This is a genomic window from Rhodanobacter sp. UC4438_H5 (assembly GCF_052978405.1).
Map to the genome: position 1 here is coordinate 1,471,726 of NZ_CM129672.1, position 18,295 is coordinate 1,490,020.

The following is an 18,295-nucleotide window of genomic DNA, read 5'->3' on the forward strand; positions in this document are numbered from 1 at the left end:
GGGTGGTCAGGCGGATTCGACGACGACGCGCGGCTCGCAGCGCACCGGGAAATTCACGGAATTGGCGATGAAGCAGGCGTGATGCGCCGCCTCGTGCGCGGCCTCGGCCTTGGCCGGGTCGCTGGCGGCAGTGATGGTCACCGTGGGGCGCAGCACCACTTCGACGAAACGGCCGCCATCGCCTTCGGTGGCCATCGTGCCTTCGGCAGCGTCGCTGTACGCCGTCACCACCACGCCGGCCACGGTGGCCATGTGCAGATACGACAGCATGTGGCAGGTCGACAATGCCGTGACCAGCATGTCCTCGGGATTGTGCTTCGCGGCATCGCCGCGGAAGGTGGGGTCGGACGAACCGGCGATCGCCGGCTTGCCGTCGATGCGGATGACGTGGTCGCGGCTGTAGTTGCGGTAGCCGTCCGTGCCGCTGCCGAGGTTGCCCGTCCATTCCACGGCAACGCGATAGTGATGCTGATGGTTCACGGTTTCGATTCCTCTTGTCGGGACATCCATGCGGCCAGTTCCGCGTCGCTATCGCCGTCGCGCTCGCGCAGCCCGGCGATCACGCCCGCACGGTTGCGCGCGGGATGGTTCTGGCTCAGCTTGAACTTGCCTTCGATGCGATCGATCGAGACTTCGAGGCCGACGATCGCGCGCAGCGAGGTCTCGATATGGTCGTCCGGCGCGTCGCTGATCTTCCATGGCTGCGGCTGGCCCGCTTCATGGTGATCGGTCAAGGTTTCCAGCAGACGACGCAGCCACGTCGCGTCGTCGATCACGCGCAGCCGGCCGTGCACGTGCACCACCGCGTAGTTCCAGGTCGGCACCTCGCGCCCGGTCTCGTGCTTGCTGGGATACCAGTTCGGGCTGATGTAGCCGTCCGGACCCTGGAACACCAGCAGCACCTCGGCGCCGTCCAGTCGCGCCAACTCGTTGCCGCGGGCGACATGGCCGTGCAGCACCTCGCCGACGAGTTCGAACGGCAGGTGATTGGCCGTCAATCCGTCGGCCGCGCGGGTCACCAGCGTGGCGAACGGGTATGCGCGAATCAGCCCGTGCAGGGATTCGACGCGGCTTTCCACAAAATGCTTCGGCGTATACATGGCGGCTCAACCCTGGCCGATCAACGACGCCATCACCGCCTTCTGCACGTGCAGGCGGTTCTCGGCCTCGTCGATGGCGATGCAGGCGGGCGAATCCATCACCGCGTCGGTGGCCTTGATGTTCCGGCGCAGCGGCAGGCAGTGGCTGAACAGGCCGTGGTTGGTGAGCGCCATCTTCGCCTCGTCGACGATGAAGTGCCTGTTCGCTTCGCGCACAGGCTTCTCCTCTTCCCAGCGACCGAAGAACGGCAGCGCGCCCCAGCTCTTGGCGTAGACCACGTCGGCCCCGGTGTAGGCTTCCTCGATGTCATGGCTGACCTTCAGCGAGCCGCCGTTCTGTTCGGCGTTCAGACGGCCAAACGCCATGTAGCGCTCGTCCAGCACGTAGTCGGGCGTCGGGCAAAGCAGGGTCACGTCCATGCCCAGCTTGGTCGCGATCAGCAGCGCCGAATTCGCCACCGCGGTGTTCAGCGGCTTCGGGTGATAGGTCCAGGTCAGCACGTACTTCCTGTTCTGCAGGTCGCCCAGGTGCTCCTTCAGCGCAAGCGCGTGGGCCAGTTCTTGGCAGGGATGGGTGATCGTCTCCATGTTGATCACCGGCACCGTGGCGTAGTGCGCAAACGCCTTGATCACCTTGTTCTGGCGATCCACCGCCCAGTCCTGGAATTTCGGGAACGCGCGCACCGCGATCAGGTCGACGTAACGCGACAGCACCCGCGCCACCTCGGCGATGTGCTCCTCGGTATCGCCGTCCATCACGCTGCCAACCTCGAACTCGATCGGCCACGCGTCCTTGCCCGGCGCCAGCACGATCGCGTGGCCACCCAACTGGAACGCGCCCAGCTCGAAGCTGGTGCGGGTGCGCATCGAGGGATTGAAGAACAGCAATGCGATCGACTTGCCGGCGAGCTGCTGGCCGCGCGGCGAGCGCTTGAACGCGGAGGCCTGTTCCAGCAGCGCGTCGATCTCGGCGCGGCTGTAATCCTGGGTGGTCAAGAAATGCCGAATGGTCATGAAGTCGATGCCTTATTGAAGAGTCCGGCCATGGATGGCCGGGGTGTTGCGGATGGATCCGCGTGAAATAAACACAAAAAACCCGGCACAAGGGCCGGGTTTGTCGTCGATGCACAAGAAACGCGTGCGACTGCCTACCCGGCCGGATGTCGAGTCATCGGTCGGCGCGCACGCGACGTCATGCCAGCGGCCGCGCGGGCGCTGGTAAGTACGGTGGCGGTATAGACGGCTGAAGACATGCGATGTTCCGGGTGGTCGGCGGCTATCATGGCGAGAATTTCGCTGCCATGCAACAAAAATCTGCGCCAGGTCAGTGCCTGTCCGGCAAGTATCGGCGTCTGAAAAAAATCGCCGCCCGAGAGGGGCGGCGGGATGGATGAGCGGAAGTCGGGATCAATCCACCGGGGTGACGGAAACCCGCACGCGCAGGCGCTCGCCCGGATCGTAGTCCAGCCGCGACATGTAGACCTCGCCGCGATAGCGATATTCCACGTCGTAGCCGATGATCCGGCGCTGCTCGCTGACCGTGTTCACCTCGCGGCACTGGGTCTGCGTGCTCTCGTAATCGCGACCGCGCGTGCTGCGGTTGCCGATCGCGCCACCGGCCACGGCACCGGCGACCGTCGCCGCCTTGCGCCCGTCGCCCTTGCCCACGGTGTTGCCCAGCACGCCACCGATCACCGCGCCCAGCACCGTGCCGGCGGTGCTGTTGCCGCCCTCGTGGCGCACCACCTGCTGGTCGTAGCACTCCTGCCGCGGCACGTTGGTGCGCGTCACGCCATGCACCGGGTCGGCGCGCAGCACGTCGGCCCAGCCGTAGTGGGCATTGCCGTCATCGTTGGGGTACGGCGCATTCTGCGCGTGCGCGCCGGCTGCCATCATGGCCAGCACCAACGCGGAAACCCATAGCTTGACCATGACCTGCTCCCGTGATGCACGTTCCACGCCACGCGCGGACTGGCAGCATTGCAGCAAATTCACTATGAATACACGCTTAGGCCGGACCGGCCTGTTCAGCCGTGGCGACCGTTTGCCGCAAGGCCGACGGCATCACGGATCGCCGGGTCCGGCCAGGAGCGGGCGATCCGCCGGGCACGAGCGGCATCGTCGCTTGTTAAGATGCGCAACCTGCCCCGCCCGACCGCCGACTCCCTCGCGGATGTGACCGATGCCGATTTCGCTCTACAACAGCCTGACGCGCCGCACCGAACCGTTTGTTCCGCTGGATCCCGCGCGCGTCACGATGTACCTGTGCGGACCGACGGTCTACAACTACGTGCACATCGGCAACGCGCGCGGGCCGGTGGTGTTCGACGTGCTGGCGCGGCTGCTGCGGCGGCACTACCCGCAGGTGGTGTATGCCCGCAACATCACCGACGTCGAGGACAAGATCAATGCCGCGGCATTGGCCGAAGGCGTGCCGATCTCGATCATCACCGAGCGCTACGCGCGCGCCTATCGCGAGGACATGGCCGGGCTGGGCATTGCGCCGCCAGACCTGGAGCCGCACGCCACCGCGCACATCGGCGCGATCATCGCCATGAACGAGGCGCTGATCGCCGGCGGCCACGCGTACGCGGCCGAAGGCCATGTACTGTTCGACGTCGGCTCGTACCCCGACTACGGCGCGCTCTCCGGCCGCGACACCGAAGAGTTGATCGCCGGCGCACGCGTGGAAATCGCGCCATACAAGAAGAACCCCACCGATTTCGTGCTGTGGAAGCCCTCCACGCCCGAACTGGCCGGCTGGGACAGCCCGTGGGGGCGCGGTCGCCCCGGCTGGCACATCGAGTGCTCGGCGATGTGCGCCGCGCAACTGGGCGAGACCATCGACATCCACGCCGGCGGCGTCGACCTGCTGTTCCCGCATCACGAGAACGAGATCGCGCAATCCACCTGCGCGCACGGCGGCAAGACCTTCGCGCGCTGGTGGATGCACAACGGCATGCTCACCTTCGACGGCCGCAAGATGTCCAAGTCGCTGGGCAACGTGCTGCTGGTGCACGAGCTGCTGAAACTCCACCCGCCCGAGGCGCTGCGCCTGCGCCTGCTCAGCGGCCACTACCGGCAGCCGCTGGACTGGTCCGACGGCGCCATCCAGCAGTCGGTCAGCACGCTGGACGGCTGGTACCGGGTGCTGCGCGACCTTGCCGACGTGGCGATCGACGCATCGCGGCTGCCCGTGCCGGCCGCCGTCGAGGCGGCGCTTTGCGACGACCTCAACACGCCCCTGGCGCTGGCCGAACTGGCCGTGCTTGCAGACGCCGCGCGTCAATACGGCACGCCCGCGGCCAAGGCCGATCTGCTCGGCGGCGGCGCCCTGCTCGGCCTGCTGCAGCAGGACCCGGAAGCATGGTTCAAGCACTCCGGCGGCGTGCACGTGGATGCCGCGCAAGTCGAGGCCTTGCTGGAAGCGCGTCGCGTCGCCCGCAGCGCCCGCGATTTCGCCCGCGCCGACGCGATCCGCGACGAGCTTGCTGCGATGGGCGTGGTGATCGAGGATGGTGCACAGGGCACGCGGTGGAGCATCGCCAAGGCCTGACGGCCATGCCGGAGCGGGTTTCATTTCCCGCCCTGCTACGCGCGATAATGGCCGCATGAATATCGCCGCCAGCAGCACCGACCAGGCCCAGCAGGAAATCGCCGAAGAGTTCGCCTTTCTCGGCGACTGGAGCGAGCGCTATCAGTACCTGATCGACCTCGGGCGGCAATTGCCGCCGTTTCCCGAGGAGTGCAAGACCGAAGCTTGGCGCGTGCACGGCTGCCAGTCGATGGTGTGGCTGGTGCCCAGTGGCGATGCGTCTTGCATGCACTTCGAAGCCACCAGCGACTCCGCCATCGTCTCGGGCCTGATCGCGCTGGTGCTGCGCGTCTACTCCGACCGCCCGGCCGCGGAGATCGTGGCCACCGAACCCGGCTTCGTCGGCACGATCGGCCTGGCCAAGCACCTTTCACCCACCCGCTCGAACGGCCTGACGGCGATGCTGGCGAAGTTGAAGGGATACGCCGCGGCAGCGGCGGGACAAAAGTGAGCAAGGAAGGGAAGCGAGCAAAGAGAAGCGAGGAATGAGAGAAGGCAACGGCGTGTCGCGCTCCGGCTCCTCTCCCACTCATCTTCACTCGCTCCTCGCAAAAAGCCCCGCTCGAAGCGGGGCTTTTTGCTGCATCGCGAAGCGGCGCGCCTTGCTCAGTCCCCCATCTGCTTCTGCAGATGTTCGCGGCGTTCCTGGGCGTCGAGCGAGAGCGTGGCGATCGGGCGCGCGTCGAGGCGGTCGACGCCGATCTCCTCGTCGGTCTCCTCGCAGAAGCCGTAGCTGCCTTCCTCGATCCGGCGCAGCGCCTTGTCGATCTTGGAGATCAGCTTGCGATAGCGGTCGCGGGTACGCAGCTCCAGCGAGTTCTCGGTTTCGCGGGTGGCGCGTTCGGCTTCGTCGCCGACGTCCCGCACTTCCTCGCGCAGGTTGTCCATGGTCTGGCGCGACTCTTCCACCAGCTGGTCGCGCCATTCACGCAACTTGTTGCGGAAGTAGGCCAGGTGTCGCGGGTTCATGTACTCCTCGTCGCTGCTCGGGCGATAACCCTTGGGCAAGGAGATCGTGCTGGTGGAGGGCAAGGCGTATCGCCCGTCTTCACGGGTGACGCCGCTGTCTAGAGTTTTTGTTGCCAGTTTATTCATTGGGGACGACGAATTCTTCGATTTCTTGTGGGAGGAAGCATGATTCCCGGGAGCGCTGACCATGGCCGTGGCGCTTGCCACCTTGCCCTTGAAGAGCCTGCTCGCGGGTGAAGGAGAATGGTGGATGGTCGCCGCGACCGGCTCCGGTCGTGCCGCGTGGGTTGCCGGCGCCTTGGCTGCCGGTGCCGCCGGTTTGGCGGCCTTGCCGTGCACCGGCCGGGGCGCCGGCTTCTTCGCCGCGGGCTTCGCCGCGACCTTGCTGGCCGGTGCCTTGCCCGCTGCAGCCTTCCCGGGCGATACCTTCTTCGCGGGAGCCTTCTTCACTGCGGGATGCTTCACGACGGGATGTTTCGTCACGGCCTTTTTGGCAACGACCTTCTTCGCCGGCGCTTTCTTCACCGCGGCCTTGCTCGCCGGCGTCCTGCCCTTGGCGGCCTTGCTGCCCGCCGCGGCCTTCTTGGCCGGTGCGTGGGCAGTCGGCCTGGAGGCCTTGGTGTGCGGCGCAGCCTTCTTCGGGGTGGCCTTGCTGGCGGGTTTCGCGACGGCCCGTGCGGGGGACTTCGCGGCGACCTTGGCAGCCTGCCCCTTGCCTGCCACCGGCTTCGACTTGACGGCCTTGGTGCCAGCCTTGTTGGGCGTCTTGCCCTTGTGCGCCTTGGCGGCGGTCGAACTCGCTTTGGTCTTCGCCATATCCCTTCACCCTGATTGGCCTTGGGGGCCGCGTGTTATAGCCGATGCATTCAACACCGGCAAGCCTGCTTCTGGAATACTTGTACCACTACATGGCGCACGCCGCTTCGGTATCCGTGAACATCCTCTCCCGATTCATACTGTGGTTGCTTGGTTTGTACAAGCGCTGGCTCAGCCCCCTGCTTGGCCCTCGCTGCCGCTTCCACCCCAGTTGTTCCGATTATGCACGGATTGCGGTCATCCGCTTCGGTCCGTGGCGGGGCAGCCTGCTGGCCGCATGGCGACTGCTGCGCTGCCAGCCGCTGTGTCCCGGCGGAGAAGATCCGGTGCCGGAACATTTTCATTTTGCGAGTTGCCGCGACCACGACGCGCCGCGTGATTCGGATGTGCCGCACTCCCGCTGACGATCGCGCGGCCTAACCGATGGAACCGTAGCCGCCTTCCACGCCCTTGCTGGCATAGGCAACGGCGTCGTGCGGATGCAGGCTCTCCTGGTGTTCCACCCGGATGTGGAAATCGCCGAGGCGGTCGTCGGCATCGAGTGCCTTCTGGATGCGCCGGGCGGCGTCCTCGCAGAACATCAGGTTGCCGCCGTTGGCCAAGGCGAAGGCTTGTTCGTCCTCGCGCTTTACCGCGGTCTGCACCGGCGTGCCGAGCGCGCTTTCGACCCGATCGATCAGCCCGACCAGATGGAAGCCGGCGTCGGCCGCCGGGCGAACGCGCAGGCGCGCCACGCTGCGCTGCGCATGGGCGGCGGCCACGATGCCCTTCTCGCTGCCCAGCCACGCCAGCACGGCGGCATGATCGAGCGCCTCGCCGGGCGCAAAATCGTGAATGAACTGGTCCTGGATCAGCTGCCGCGACAGCGCCGCCGAGGCCGGGCAAGTCGACGAATAGACCACCTCGGTGCCGAACTCCAGCAGGAACTGGTCGCCAACCAGACTGGCCTCGATGCACACCGGATAGGCGCGCCAGCCGCTGTTCGCGCTTTTCAGTGCCGGCCGGCGCACGAGGTGTTCGAAGCGGATGCTGAGGCAGGCGCGGTCGGACAGATCCTGGTGCGAGTCGAGGAAGCCGCGCAGCAGCGAGCGCAGCATGTCGGCGCTCAGGGTCTGCGTGCTCAACGCCTGCTCCACCTGCAGGTACAGCCGCGACATGTGGATGCCGCGCTTGTCCGGTCGCTTGAGATTGACGAAGGCACCGACGCGGGCACTGGAGCGCTGCGTTTGTCCATCGCCCGCGTCGAACAATACCGGCACCTGGATCTCGGCCATGCCGACCCAATCCAGCGCACCGGCAAGATGCGGCTGTGCGTGGACGGCCACGTCGGGGAGCAAGCGGGCGGTGTTTTCCTGGCTGGGCATGGAGGAGATCCTGGCATCGGCGCGACGAGCCGCCGCGAAACCGCCAATCTTGGGGCAAGGCGGCCACCTCACAATGGTGTCGCCACGGAAACGCTGCGTCCGCTCGCGCAAAACTACTGTGTCTGGCGCCGCCATGCACGGGCGGCCTGCCACGCCCGCCACGGCGTCGACCACGGCGTGCGCGACCAGTCGGCCTGCAACACGGCCAGTGCCTCGTCGGCATGCAGCGCGCGGCGCGCCAGCGCGCAGGCCTGACGCGACTCGAGTGCACGAAACACGCTGAGTGGCCCGCCCAGCGCATCGGCAGCGCGCCAGTCGCCGAGCAAATCCTGCAACTGCGCCCGGATCGCCTGCTGCCGCGGTGCGCAAGGCTTGCGCAGTTGCGCGCGATCCAGCCCGTGGCGTGCCAGCCGGGCCATCGGCAGTGGCAGGCGGTCGCGTTCGGCGTCTGCGTCCAGGTGCAACAAGGCATGCAACAAGTGATTGAGCACGGCCACCCGGGTCGCGCGCTCGGGCGAGGCCGCGGCGCCATACCACCATGCCGTCTCCAGTGCGGCCAGCGCACCGTGCAGCGGCATCGCCGCCTGCAGTTGGTCGGCGTAATCGGCCGCCGTGCCCTGCTCCAGCTGCGCCATCGCCGCCAATACCGGCGCCAGCCACAGCTCCGTGGCGATCGCGTGAGCGCGTTCGTCATCGAACAGCACCTGGGTGAGCGGATGCCGCCCGCCGCTGGCCGCCGCACCGGCCAGTTCCTCCGCCCACCAGCCGAGCTTGGCGGCGGCCACCTGCGGCTCGCGGATGCCGTAAGCCGCGCTCAGCAGCTCCTGCTCCAGCGCGGCCAGCGCCACGTGGCCCGGATGGCGGCGGCCGTCGACGAAGGCCAGCGCCACGCGCTGCTGCGGCTGCGCGGCCAGCCATTTGTCGATGAAGCCCTGCAACACCGCGTTCTGCCCGGCTGGTTCGCTCATGCCGTCGCCGACTCCAGTCGCAGCAACTCGGCCAGGGCGGCGGGCCGATCCAGCACGACATCGGCGCCCCAGGCGTGCGGATCGCCGCCGTCGAGGTAGCCCCAGCTCGCGGCCACGGTGAACACGCCCGCCGCTGCGCCGGCCTGCACGTCGCGGCGATCGTCACCGACGAACAGGCACTGGCCCGGCACCAGTCCTGCGCGTTCGCAGGCCAGCAGCACGGGTGCCGGATCGGGCTTTTTCACCGGCAAGGTGTCGCCGCACACCACGGCGGCGGCGCGCGTCGACCAGCCGATCCGGCGCAACAGTTCGTCGGTCAGGAATGCCGCCTTGTTGGTGACGATGCCCCAACGCAGGCCTCGCGCTTCCAGCCGCGCCAGCAGGTCGTCGACCCCGTCGAAGGCGCGCGTGTCGCGGGCCATCACCTGCTCGTACAACTGCAGGTAGCGCGGCACCAGCGCCTCGATCACCGCCTCGCCGCGCGAGGCGAACGCGCAACGCAGCACCGCGCGGGCACCGCGCGAGACCACCTCGCGCACGGGCGCGTAGGCGGGCGATGCCACGCCCTCCTCGGCGCACTGCGCCTGCAGCGCGGCGTACAGATCGGGCGCGCTGTCCAGCAAGGTGCCATCGAGATCGAACAGGACGCCGGCGACGGATGGAGGCAGCGGCTTGCTCATGCCGGCTTCTGCGCGCAAAGCACGTAATTGACTGCCGTGAGACGGCTCAGGCGTGCCTCGCGGCGGAACGGGTTGTAGGCCAGGCCGCTGACGTCTTCCAGCTCCAGCCCCGCGCCGCGCAGCAATCGCGACAATTCGGAGGGCTTGAGGAATTGCGCGTAGTGGTGTGTCCCGCGCGGCAGCATGCGCAGCAGGTATTCGGCGCCCAGGATCGCCGCACCGAACGCCGCCGGCGTGCGATTGATGGTGGACATGAACAACCGTCCGCCGGGCTTGAGCATCGCGGCCAGGTCGGTGACCAGCGCCGCCGGATCGGGCACGTGCTCGATCAGCTCCATGCAACACACCACGTCGAACGACGCCGCTTCGGCAGCCGCCAGCTCGGCGGAGGATTGCACCCGGTAATCGACCTGCAGGTTCGACTCGTGCAGGTGCAAGCGGGCGATGTCGATCACCTTCTCGCCCAGATCGATGCCGGTGACGTGCGCACCGGCACGGGCCAGCGATTCGCTGAGCAGGCCGCCGCCGCACCCGACATCGGCCACGCGGGCACCGCGCAGTTCCGCGCGTGCCGCGATGTAGGCCGTGCGCACCGGATTGAGGTCGTGCAGCGGTCGCGATTCGCCGTCGGGGTCCCACCAGCGGGACGCCAGCTGGTCGAAGCGGGCGATTTCGGCGGGGCTGACATTGGCGGCGGTCATGTTCGAGTCCACGTTGAATCCACGAATTTATTGAAAAGTGCGGCCATGGATGGCCGCCTCTTGATTTTCACGCTTATGGATGAGCGCAAAAGTCAAGACGCCTGCCATTCGTGCACCGTGATGTCCCAGCCGCCACTGACATGCGCGGGGTCGCGCTGCACCAGCGCCGTTGCCTCGGCGAGGTCGGCCGCGTGCAGCAGGTAGGCACCGCCGGACTTGTCGCCGAAGCCGCCGGACAGCTCCACCTTGCCCTCGCCGCGCAACTGGTCCAGATAGGCCAGATGCTGCGGCACCACGGCCGCGTCGAACTGCGGCCGGCGGATCAGCAAAACCAGGTAACGATTCATCGGAAAACTCCCACTCAAGTTGCGGCGATCCGCTCGCGCCAGGCGCGCGCTCGCGCCAGGATCGCCGCGGTGTCCATGTCGATCAGCTCGCGCGCGGCCAGCTTGCGGTGCCCGGCGATCCACACGTCGGTGACCTGCTGGCGGCTGCACGCATACACCAGTTGCGAGGCGACGTGGAACAGCGGCTGGGTCTCCAGGTCGCTCAGGCGCACGGCAGCCAGGTCGGCCTGCTTGCCGGGTTCGATCGAGCCGATGCGCGCTTCCAGCCCGATCGCCCGCGCGCCGTTGAGCGTCGCCGCACGCAGCGCAAAGGCGGCGTCGAAGGCGGCGGCGTCCTGCGCCACCGCCTTGGCCAGCTGCGCCGCCGTGCGCATCTCGCCGAACATGTCCAGGTCGTTGTTGGAGGCGCAACCGTCGGTGCCGATCGCCAGGTTCGCGCCGGCGCGCCGGAACTGCTCCGCCGGGCAGAAGCCGGAGGCGAGCTTGAGGTTGGATTCCGGGCAATGCACCATCGAGACACCGGCGCTCGCGCAGGCGGCGATCTCGCCCTCGGTGACCTGGGTCATGTGCACCGCGATCAGGCGGTCGTTGACCAGGCCCAGGCGCTGCAGGCGCTGGAACGGGCGCAGGCCGCTCTTTTTCTTCTCTTCCTCGATCTCGTGCGCGGTCTCATGCAGGTGCAGGTGCACCGGGATGTCGAGCTGGTCGGACTGCAGCCGGATGCGCTCGAAGCTCTCGTCGGAGACGGTGTACGGCGCATGCGGCGCGAACGCGGTGCTGACCAGCGGATCGCCGCGGAAGCTGTCATGCACCTCGCCGGCGCGCGCGAAATACTCGTCCTGGCTGTTCGCCCAGGCGGTGGGGAACTGGATTACCGGCAGGCCGACCACCGCGCGGAAGCCCAGCTTGCGATAGGTCGCGCCGATCACGTCGGGGAAGAAATAGTTCTCGTTGGCGCAGGTGGTGCCACCGCGCAGCATCTCGGCCACGGCCAGTTCCACGCCGTCGCGCACGAACTCCGGGCCGATCACCCTGGCCTCGGCCGGCCAGATGTGCTGCTGCAGCCAGACCATCAGCGGCAGGTCGTCGGCGAGGCCGCGCAGCAGGGTCATCGGGTTGTGCGTGTGGCTGTTGACCAGGCCGGGGATCAGCGCGTGCTCGCCCAGTTCGACGCGCTCGCGCGGCGCATAGGCGGCGCGGGCCTCGTCGATCGGCAACAGCGCCACGATGCGCTCGCCGTCGATGGCCACGGCGTGGTTTTCCAGCACCACCGCATGCGGCTCGACGGGCACCACCCAGCGCGCCTCGATCAGCAGGTCGATGGATTGCGGGGTGGTCTGGGTCATCGTTCACTCACTTGCAAGGGGTGGATGCGAGAAGGGGCGGCACACCCCTCGATGGTGCCCGCCCCGTGTTCGTCATCCCGGCCAAAGCCCGGATCCCATGTTGCTGCGGTTGCTTGTGCGCAGGATGAGGCGTGCTGCGCACGAGTGTTTCACTGGACCCTGCCTGCGCAGGGATGACGAACCGGCAAAGGCGCGGGCATGGCCCGCGCGCCGCTTCGTCACTTGACGCGGCTGTCGTATTCGCCGGTGCGGGTGTCGACCTTGATGACTTCATCCTGGCCGACGAACAGCGGCACGCGCACCACCGCACCGGTCTCCAGCGTGGCCGGCTTGCCACCGCCGCCGGAGGTGTCGCCGCGCACGCCCGGGTCAGTCTCGACGATCTTCAGCTCGACGAACTTCGGCGCCTGCACCGCCACGATGTTGCCGTTGAACAGGGTGACCACGCACTCCTCTTCGCCCTTGAGCCACTTCCACGCATCGCCCATCGCGGCCTGCGTGGCCGGCACCATCTCGAACGTCTCCATGTTCATGAAGTGCCACAGGCGGTCCTTGCCGATGCCGTCGATGAAGGACAGCTGCATGTCGGTGTCGGTGACGTCGGCCTCCTCGAACGAGTCGCTGGACTTCAGCGTCTGCTCGGTGGTGCGGCCGTCCTTCAGGTTGCGGATGCGGATGCGGGTGAACGCCTGGCCCTTGCCCGGCTTGATGAAGTCGGCCTCGGTGATGATCCAGGGATCGCCGTTGTGGAGGATCTTCTTGCCCGTCTTGACGTCGTTGAGGCCGAGGGTCGCCATGCGCTGTCTGCTCCAAAGGTAAAACCGCCCCGCAGGACGGCTAAAATGGGTATCTTTTCACGGGCCAAGAGGCCCGCCGAAGGCTCTCCATGATAACCGCAAGCCCCAGTGCCCGCCTATCGTCGCCTGCAACCGACTGGCGCGAGCTCTGGCGCAACGCCATCACCGACCCTGCCGAACTGCTGCAGGCGGTGGGCCTGGGCGACCGCACCGACCTGCTGCCGCCGGACGACGCCGGCTTCGCCCTGCGCGTGCCGCGCGGTTTTGTCGCACGGATGCGCCGCGGCGATCCGCGCGATCCGCTGCTGCTGCAGGTGCTGCCCCAGCGCACCGAACATGACCGGGTCGCCGGCTTCACCCTCGACGCCGTGGGCGACCTCTCGGCCAAGGCCGGCCACGGCATGCTGCACAAGTACGACGGGCGCGCGCTGCTGATCGCCAGCGGCAGCTGTGCGGTGAACTGCCGCTACTGCTTCCGCCGGCACTTCCCCTACGGCGAGGAAATCGCCGCCGCCTCGCACTGGCGCGAGGCGCTGGAGCGGCTGCGCGCCGACCCGTCGATCCGCGAACTGATCCTCTCCGGCGGCGATCCGCTGTCGCTGGCCACGTCCAAGCTGGAGGAGCTGACCCGCGGCCTGGCCGAGCTGCCGCAGGTGATCCGCCTGCGCATCCACACGCGTCTGCCGGTCGTTCTGCCCGAGCGGGTCGATGACTCCCTGCTGGCCTGGCTGGCCGGCCTCCCGCTGCAGAAGGTGGTGGTGCTGCATGCCAACCATGCCAACGAACTCGACGCCGGCGTCGACGCGGCCTGCGCCGCCTTGCGCGAGACCGGTGCGACGTTGCTGAACCAGTCGGTGCTGCTGCGCGGCGTCAACGATGATGCCGACGCGCTCGCCAACCTTTCCGAACGCCTGTTCGCCGCCGGCGTGCTGCCCTATTACCTGCACCAGCTGGATCGGGTCCACGGCACCGCCCATTTCGAGGTGGCCGACGACACCGCGCTCGCGCTGCTGGACACCCTGCGCGCGCGCCTGCCCGGCTACCTGGTGCCGCGACTGGTACGCGAGGTGGCGGGCGACCCGGCCAAGCGGCCGCTGTGAGCCGCCACCGGCCAGGTCCGGGGCTGCCGCACCGGTGGCGAGCGACAACGGAATCCGCTACAAACACTCATTGCCATCGACCATGCGGACCCGTCAAGGGCGCCCGCCCTGCCCGGAACCCACGCCCCGCCCCATGAAAAAAGACTTCGTCATCAAGATCCTGTTCGTCGAGAACTCCCTGGAGGAGGCCGAACAGATCATCAGCCTGATGCGCAACAGCGGCATCGCGGTGCGACCGGCGCGGGCCACCAACATCGAGCAGATCCGCTCGGCGGTGGGCGAGCTTGAGCCTGACGTGGTGATGTTCGACCCCTCGGTCACCGACGTCAGCCTGGACGAAACCATGGGCGTGATGGAGGCCTCCGGCCGCGATTTCGCGCTAGTAGGCCTGGTCAGCAACATGGACAACGAACTGGTCGCCGACCTGTTCGTGCATGGCGCCCGCGGCGTGGCCTCGCGCACCCACCCCAAGCAGCTCATCGCGGTGCTGAAGCGCGAATTCGAATCCCTGCACACGCGCCGCCAGGTGCGCTGGCTGCACACCGCGCTGCGCGAAACCGAGCGCCGCTGCGACGCCCTGCTCGACTCCTCCACGGACGCGATCGCCTACGTGCACGAGGGCATGCACGTGCGCGCCAACCAGGCCTACCTGGACACCTTCGGCTACGAGAGTTTCGACGACCTGCTGGGCATGCCGCTGCTGGACATGATCGACTCGGCCAATGCCGATGAGATGAAGGCGCTGCTGCGCGGCCAGGCCCACCAGGGCAAGTTCCCGGCCCAGTTGCCGCTGCGCGCGCGCCGCGCCGACGACAGCCGCTTTGATGCCACCGTGGAGTTCGCCCCGGCGACCTTCGAGGGCGAGCGCTGCCTGCAGATCGTGTTCCGCCGCCAGGTCGTCGACCCGGCCGTGCTGGAACAGCTGCAACGCGACCCGGTCACCGGCCTGTACAACCGCCAGCACATGCTGGCATGCATCGACGATGCGGTGACCGAGGCAGCCAAGGGCAAGAAGGGCCAGTCGCTGCTGCTGATCGAACCGGACAACTGGGCCTCGCTGGTCAGCGGCATCGGCCTGGGCAAGACCGATGAACTGCTGGCCGGCTTCGCCGGGCGCATCCGCATGCTGCTGGGCGCCACCGACATCGCCGGCATGCTCGCCGAGCACACTTTCGGCGTGGCCCTCGACTCGCGTTCGGACGAGGCGATCCGCGAGTGGATCGCCAAGCTGCAGCACAGCGTCGGCAGCGAGATCTTCGATGCCGGCACACGTTCGCTGACGGTCACCGCCAGCGTCGGCGGCAGTCTGCTCGGCGAGAAGAACGCCAACAGCGAGCTGCTCCTCAACCAGGCCAGCCACGCCTTGCGCACCGCGCAGAACCTGGGCGGCAGCCAGGTCGAACTGCACGACCCGGCGGCGCGGGAGAAGGCCGACGAGGAGCGCGAGCGCTACTGGCTGGACCTGCTGCAGCAGGCGCTGGCCAATAACGGTCTGGTGCTGTATCACCAGCAGACGATCAGCCTGCAGGACGCCGAGGGCGAGTTCTCCGAGATTCTGCTGCGCATGAACGGACCGCAGGGCGAGGTGCTGCCGGGCTTCTTCATGCCGATCGCCGAGAAGCACAACCTCACCGGGGCGGTCGACCGCTGGGTGCTCGACCAGGCCATCCGCATCCTGCAGGCGCGCGAGCCGCAGGGACAGCCGACCACGTTCTTCATCAAGCTCACCGCCGCCTCGCTGCAGGACGACAGCCTGTTGCCATGGCTGAAGGAGCGCCTGGGCAAGGCCGGGCTGAAACACGGTCGCCTGGTGCTGGAGATGACCGAAAGCAAGGTGATGACCCTGCTGCGACCCGCGCAGGAGTTCGTCAACGCGTGGAAGAAGATGGGTGGCGGCTTTGCGCTGGAGCAGTTCGGCTCGGGCCTGAACTCGTTCCAGCTGCTGAACCACATCGACGCCGACTACCTCAAGATCGACCGCAGCCACATGGCCGACCTGCCGCAGCACGCCGACAGCCAGAAGAAGGTCGCCGAGATCTGCCAGCAGGCACACGAACTGAAGCGCCTGACCATCGCCGAGTGGGTCGAGGACGCCACCAGCACGTCGCTGCTGTTCGCCTGCGGCGTCGACTTCGTGCAGGGCAACTTCCTGCAGGTGCCGCAGCGGCTGGAATGAATGCTGCCTCGGGACCCGGGGTTCGGGATCCGATCGCAGGAGCATCAGGCGGTATTCGCCGAATGGCCGGCATCACACAGAAAAAACCCCCGGGGAGCGATCCGCGGGGGTCTTTTCATGCAGCCTTCGCAGCGAGGATTACTCGGCAGCGGCAGCCGCCTTGGCGTTCGCCTTGGCGGCGGCAGCGGCGGCGATGTCTTCCTTGATGCGGGCGGCCTTGCCTTCCAGGCCACGCAGGTAATACAGCTTGGCGCCGCGCACCTTGCCCTTGCGCTTCACCGAGACCGAGTCGATGGTCGGGCTGTGCGCCTGGAACACGCGCTCCACGCCGGTGCCGTGCGAGATCTTGCGCACGGTGAAGGCCGAATGCAGGCCGCGGTTGCGCTTGGCGATGACGATGCCCTCGAACGCCTGCACGCGCTCGCGGTTGCCTTCCTTCACCTTCACGTTGACCACCACGGTGTCGCCGGGGCCGAAGTCCGGCAGCTGGCGGGTGATCTGCTCGGATTCGAACTGTTCAATGATCTTGTTCATGGCGCACCTGTCGGTTCACTTTTGCGATATCAAGGCTGCGGCCGTCACTCGACCGCATCGTCTTGCCGTGTCGACTGCCCAGAGGCATGTTCACGGCGAAATTCATCCAGCAAGGCCCGGGATGCCGCATCCAGGCCACGCTGCGACAACAAGTCCGGGCGGCGCAGCCAGGTGCGACCCAACGATTGCTTGAGGCGCCAGCGGGCAATTGCCGCATGGTCGCCGGACAGCAACACCGCCGGTACCTCACCCAGCGCATCCTGCACCGGTTTTCCGTAATGCGGACAATCCAGCAGGCCATCGGAGAATGAATCCTGCTCGGCCGACTGCGCGTCGTTCAACGCGCCATCCTGCAAGCGCCCCACCGCGTCGATGACCACCGCCGCGGCAAGCTCACCGCCGGACAGCACATAATCGCCGATGGAGAGCTCCTCGTCGACCTCGTGCGCCAGCAGGCGCTCGTCCACACCTTCGTAACGTCCGCAGAGCAGGCCGATGCGCGGCAGCTTCGCCAGCGCCTCCACCCTGCCCTGCGTCAGCCGCGCTCCCTGCGGACTGAGATAAACCAGATGCACCGGTTCCGGTGCCGCCTCGCGCATCACTTTCAAGGTGGTGCGCAAGGGCTCGATCATCATCACCATGCCCGGACCGCCGCCATACGAGCTGCTGTCCACGCTGCGATGCTTGTCGGTGGCGTAGTCGCGCGGGTTCCAGGCTTCCACCTGCAGCAGCTCGCGTTGCTGCGCGCGTCCCACCACACCGACGGCGGCGCACTGGCGCACGAAGTCGGGAAACAGGCTGACGACATCGATGCGCATGACCCTTGATCCTCTGCCCACAAGCCGGCGACGTCAGAATTCGGGATCCCAGTCCACCACCATGCGCCCTGCGGACAAGTCCACCGAACGCACATACGACCCCTGGACAAAGGGGATCAGCCGCTCGCGCGTACCGTCCCTGACCACCACGACATCGTTGGCGCCGGTGGCGAACAGGTGGCTGACCCGCCCCAGCTCCACGTTGTCTGTGGTGACGACATCGAGTCCTTCGAGGTCGACCCAGTAATACTCGCCCTTCGCCGGAGGAGGCAGCTGTTCGCGGGCGACATGGATGTCGGTACCGATCAACGCTGCCGCCTGGTCCCGATCGTCCACCCCGGGCAACTGGGCCACCATGCCCTTGCCCTGCGGTCGACCTTTCACGCCGGAGACCTCTCTTTCCGTGCCTGGCGCTGCACCGAGCAGCCACGGCTGGTAATCGAAGATCCGCATGCGCGGCTCGGCGAAGGATTCGATCTTCAGCCAGCCCTGCACGCCATACAGCCCGACGATGCGCCCGATCAGGACGCGCCGACCGGCTGTCGTCATGCTCAGGCGGCCGGCTGCTGCTTGCCGGCTTCCTTGACGAGGGCGGCGACCTTGTCGCTCATCTGCGCACCCTTGCCGACCCACTCCTGCACGCGCGCCACGTTCAGCTCCAGACGCTTGTCCTTGCCGGAGGCGACCGGATTGTAGAAGCCGACGTTCTCGATGTTGCGGCCGTCGCGCTTGCTGCGCTGATCGGTCACCACGACGTGGTAGAACGGACGGCCCTTTGCGCCACCGCGCGAAAGACGAATCTTGACCATGGTAAAACTCCGGAAATTGCCGAATCAGCGGCAGGCGCACGAGAGTCGTGCGCGGGAAACGGGGCATTTTAGCGGATTTTCGGGAAAAGGGAAGGCTTGGGAAGGCAGGAGTGAGTGGAGAGGAGTGGGAAACGAGAGAAAGCCAGCTCGGCGCTCCACTCTCGTTTCTCGCTCC

At 67.2% G+C, this 18,295-nt stretch carries 21 protein-coding genes; 5 read left to right on the forward strand and 16 right to left on the reverse strand.

Features of this window, described 5'->3' with window-relative positions; translation table 11 throughout:
* Positions 1–6 precede the first annotated feature (6 nt).
* The 4 genes from ACVCL9_RS06915 to ACVCL9_RS06930 form a co-directional block, all read right to left on the reverse strand.
* Positions 7–480 carry an OsmC family protein gene (locus ACVCL9_RS06915; RefSeq protein ID WP_377306531.1) on the reverse strand — a complete coding sequence of 158 codons (474 nt, stop codon included), beginning with the start codon at positions 478–480 and terminating at the stop codon, positions 7–9.
* Entirely contained in the window at positions 477–1,100 is a 624-nt protein-coding gene (locus tag ACVCL9_RS06920) for an FMN-binding negative transcriptional regulator (RefSeq protein WP_447098647.1), read from the reverse strand. The genes ACVCL9_RS06915 and ACVCL9_RS06920 overlap by 4 nt, the downstream gene beginning before the upstream one ends.
* Before the next feature lie 6 nt (positions 1,101–1,106).
* On the reverse strand, positions 1,107–2,114 hold the full coding sequence (locus ACVCL9_RS06925; RefSeq protein ID WP_447098646.1) for an N-acetylornithine carbamoyltransferase: 1,008 nt from the start codon (positions 2,112–2,114) through the stop codon (positions 1,107–1,109).
* A gap of 393 nt (positions 2,115–2,507) precedes the next feature.
* Positions 2,508–3,032, reverse strand: a complete 525-nt coding sequence (locus ACVCL9_RS06930) for a glycine zipper 2TM domain-containing protein (protein WP_395119164.1) — start codon at positions 3,030–3,032, stop codon at positions 2,508–2,510.
* A 250-nt stretch (positions 3,033–3,282) separates the two neighbouring features.
* On the opposite strand from ACVCL9_RS06930, the gene cysS reads away from it, so the two are divergent.
* Both cysS and ACVCL9_RS06940 read left to right on the forward strand, forming a co-directional pair.
* The gene (gene cysS, locus ACVCL9_RS06935) at positions 3,283–4,656 is read left to right on the forward strand and encodes a cysteine--tRNA ligase (RefSeq protein ID WP_447098645.1); all 1,374 of its coding nucleotides are present in this window, start codon (positions 3,283–3,285) and stop codon (positions 4,654–4,656) included.
* Between the two features lie 55 nt (positions 4,657–4,711).
* A complete protein-coding gene (locus ACVCL9_RS06940; RefSeq protein WP_447098644.1) occupies positions 4,712–5,146 on the forward strand; it encodes a SufE family protein in 435 nt (144 codons plus the stop codon).
* 155 nt (positions 5,147–5,301) lie between these two features.
* Here ACVCL9_RS06940 and dksA read toward each other — a convergent pair whose 3' ends face one another.
* Entirely contained in the window at positions 5,302–6,480 is a 1,179-nt protein-coding gene (gene dksA / locus ACVCL9_RS06945; protein ID WP_447098643.1) for an RNA polymerase-binding protein DksA, read from the reverse strand.
* A gap of 92 nt (positions 6,481–6,572) precedes the next feature.
* Here dksA and yidD point away from each other — a divergent pair, with 92 nt between their 5' ends.
* A complete protein-coding gene (gene yidD, locus ACVCL9_RS06950) occupies positions 6,573–6,884 on the forward strand; it encodes a membrane protein insertion efficiency factor YidD (protein ID WP_447099444.1) in 312 nt (103 codons plus the stop codon).
* A 12-nt stretch (positions 6,885–6,896) separates the two neighbouring features.
* Here the strand turns inward: yidD and folE2 are convergent, their stop codons facing one another.
* The 7 genes from folE2 to efp form a co-directional block, all read right to left on the reverse strand.
* A complete protein-coding gene (gene folE2, locus ACVCL9_RS06955) occupies positions 6,897–7,844 on the reverse strand; it encodes a GTP cyclohydrolase FolE2 (RefSeq protein ID WP_447098642.1) in 948 nt (315 codons plus the stop codon).
* A 113-nt stretch (positions 7,845–7,957) separates the two neighbouring features.
* Entirely contained in the window at positions 7,958–8,812 is an 855-nt protein-coding gene (locus tag ACVCL9_RS06960; RefSeq protein WP_447098641.1) for a phytoene synthase, read from the reverse strand.
* Positions 8,809–9,492 (reverse strand): phosphoglycolate phosphatase, encoded by a 684-nt coding sequence (gene gph, locus ACVCL9_RS06965; protein WP_447098640.1) that lies wholly within the window; start codon positions 9,490–9,492, stop codon positions 8,809–8,811. Before gph ends, ACVCL9_RS06960 begins: the two co-directional genes overlap by 4 nt.
* Complete coding sequence (gene ubiG / locus ACVCL9_RS06970; protein WP_447098639.1) at positions 9,489–10,193, reverse strand: bifunctional 2-polyprenyl-6-hydroxyphenol methylase/3-demethylubiquinol 3-O-methyltransferase UbiG; 705 nt, start codon at positions 10,191–10,193, stop codon at positions 9,489–9,491. The genes gph and ubiG overlap by 4 nt, the downstream gene beginning before the upstream one ends.
* 92 nt (positions 10,194–10,285) lie before the next feature.
* Positions 10,286–10,540 (reverse strand): YciI family protein, encoded by a 255-nt coding sequence (locus ACVCL9_RS06975; protein ID WP_395119180.1) that lies wholly within the window; start codon positions 10,538–10,540, stop codon positions 10,286–10,288.
* A 14-nt stretch (positions 10,541–10,554) separates the two neighbouring features.
* Positions 10,555–11,886, reverse strand: coding sequence for a TRZ/ATZ family hydrolase (locus ACVCL9_RS06980; protein ID WP_447098638.1), 1,332 nt, complete (start codon positions 11,884–11,886; stop codon positions 10,555–10,557).
* Between the two features lie 218 nt (positions 11,887–12,104).
* Entirely contained in the window at positions 12,105–12,683 is a 579-nt protein-coding gene (gene efp, locus ACVCL9_RS06985) for an elongation factor P (RefSeq protein ID WP_136258394.1), read from the reverse strand.
* Between the two features lie 89 nt (positions 12,684–12,772).
* Here efp and epmB point away from each other — a divergent pair, with 89 nt between their 5' ends.
* A complete protein-coding gene (gene epmB / locus ACVCL9_RS06990) occupies positions 12,773–13,783 on the forward strand; it encodes an EF-P beta-lysylation protein EpmB (protein ID WP_395119184.1) in 1,011 nt (336 codons plus the stop codon).
* A gap of 133 nt (positions 13,784–13,916) precedes the next feature.
* The gene (locus tag ACVCL9_RS06995; RefSeq protein WP_395119186.1) at positions 13,917–15,959 is read left to right on the forward strand and encodes an EAL domain-containing protein; all 2,043 of its coding nucleotides are present in this window, start codon (positions 13,917–13,919) and stop codon (positions 15,957–15,959) included.
* 138 nt (positions 15,960–16,097) lie between these two features.
* On the opposite strand, the gene rplS is transcribed toward ACVCL9_RS06995, so the two are convergent.
* The 4 genes from rplS to rpsP are packed head-to-tail and all read right to left on the reverse strand — an operon-like array spanning position 16,098 to position 18,120.
* On the reverse strand, positions 16,098–16,493 hold the full coding sequence (gene rplS, locus ACVCL9_RS07000) for a 50S ribosomal protein L19 (RefSeq protein WP_395119188.1): 396 nt from the start codon (positions 16,491–16,493) through the stop codon (positions 16,098–16,100).
* 44 nt (positions 16,494–16,537) lie between these two features.
* Positions 16,538–17,311, reverse strand: a complete 774-nt coding sequence (gene trmD, locus ACVCL9_RS07005; protein WP_447098637.1) for a tRNA (guanosine(37)-N1)-methyltransferase TrmD — start codon at positions 17,309–17,311, stop codon at positions 16,538–16,540.
* 33 nt (positions 17,312–17,344) lie between these two features.
* A complete protein-coding gene (rimM, locus tag ACVCL9_RS07010; RefSeq protein ID WP_447098636.1) occupies positions 17,345–17,860 on the reverse strand; it encodes a ribosome maturation factor RimM in 516 nt (171 codons plus the stop codon).
* Positions 17,861–17,862: 2 nt separating this feature from the next.
* Positions 17,863–18,120, reverse strand: coding sequence for a 30S ribosomal protein S16 (rpsP, locus tag ACVCL9_RS07015; protein WP_395119195.1), 258 nt, complete (start codon positions 18,118–18,120; stop codon positions 17,863–17,865).
* Between the last annotated feature and the right edge of the window lie 175 nt (positions 18,121–18,295).

Excerpts from the sequence above, each read along its gene's own strand:
- ACVCL9_RS06920 (WP_447098647.1), bottom strand. The coding sequence starts at position 1,100 with ATGTATACGCCGAAGCATTTTGTGGAAAGCCGCGTCGAATCCCTGCAC.
- ACVCL9_RS06925 (WP_447098646.1), bottom strand. The coding sequence starts at position 2,114 with ATGACCATTCGGCATTTCTTGACCACCCAGGATTACAGCCGCGCCGAG.
- ACVCL9_RS06930 (WP_395119164.1), bottom strand. The coding sequence starts at position 3,032 with ATGGTCAAGCTATGGGTTTCCGCGTTGGTGCTGGCCATGATGGCAGCC.
- cysS (WP_447098645.1), top strand. The coding sequence starts at position 3,283 with ATGCCGATTTCGCTCTACAACAGCCTGACGCGCCGCACCGAACCGTTT.
- ACVCL9_RS06940 (WP_447098644.1), top strand. The coding sequence starts at position 4,712 with ATGAATATCGCCGCCAGCAGCACCGACCAGGCCCAGCAGGAAATCGCC.
- dksA (WP_447098643.1), bottom strand. The coding sequence starts at position 6,480 with ATGGCGAAGACCAAAGCGAGTTCGACCGCCGCCAAGGCGCACAAGGGC.
- yidD (WP_447099444.1), top strand. The coding sequence starts at position 6,573 with ATGGCGCACGCCGCTTCGGTATCCGTGAACATCCTCTCCCGATTCATA.
- folE2 (WP_447098642.1), bottom strand. The coding sequence starts at position 7,844 with ATGCCCAGCCAGGAAAACACCGCCCGCTTGCTCCCCGACGTGGCCGTC.
- ACVCL9_RS06960 (WP_447098641.1), bottom strand. The coding sequence starts at position 8,812 with ATGAGCGAACCAGCCGGGCAGAACGCGGTGTTGCAGGGCTTCATCGAC.
- gph (WP_447098640.1), bottom strand. The coding sequence starts at position 9,492 with ATGAGCAAGCCGCTGCCTCCATCCGTCGCCGGCGTCCTGTTCGATCTC.
- ubiG (WP_447098639.1), bottom strand. The coding sequence starts at position 10,193 with ATGACCGCCGCCAATGTCAGCCCCGCCGAAATCGCCCGCTTCGACCAG.
- ACVCL9_RS06975 (WP_395119180.1), bottom strand. The coding sequence starts at position 10,540 with ATGAATCGTTACCTGGTTTTGCTGATCCGCCGGCCGCAGTTCGACGCG.
- ACVCL9_RS06980 (WP_447098638.1), bottom strand. The coding sequence starts at position 11,886 with ATGACCCAGACCACCCCGCAATCCATCGACCTGCTGATCGAGGCGCGC.
- efp (WP_136258394.1), bottom strand. The coding sequence starts at position 12,683 with ATGGCGACCCTCGGCCTCAACGACGTCAAGACGGGCAAGAAGATCCTC.
- epmB (WP_395119184.1), top strand. The coding sequence starts at position 12,773 with ATGATAACCGCAAGCCCCAGTGCCCGCCTATCGTCGCCTGCAACCGAC.
- ACVCL9_RS06995 (WP_395119186.1), top strand. The coding sequence starts at position 13,917 with ATGAAAAAAGACTTCGTCATCAAGATCCTGTTCGTCGAGAACTCCCTG.
- rplS (WP_395119188.1), bottom strand. The coding sequence starts at position 16,493 with ATGAACAAGATCATTGAACAGTTCGAATCCGAGCAGATCACCCGCCAG.
- trmD (WP_447098637.1), bottom strand. The coding sequence starts at position 17,311 with ATGCGCATCGATGTCGTCAGCCTGTTTCCCGACTTCGTGCGCCAGTGC.
- rimM (WP_447098636.1), bottom strand. The coding sequence starts at position 17,860 with ATGACGACAGCCGGTCGGCGCGTCCTGATCGGGCGCATCGTCGGGCTG.
- rpsP (WP_395119195.1), bottom strand. The coding sequence starts at position 18,120 with ATGGTCAAGATTCGTCTTTCGCGCGGTGGCGCAAAGGGCCGTCCGTTC.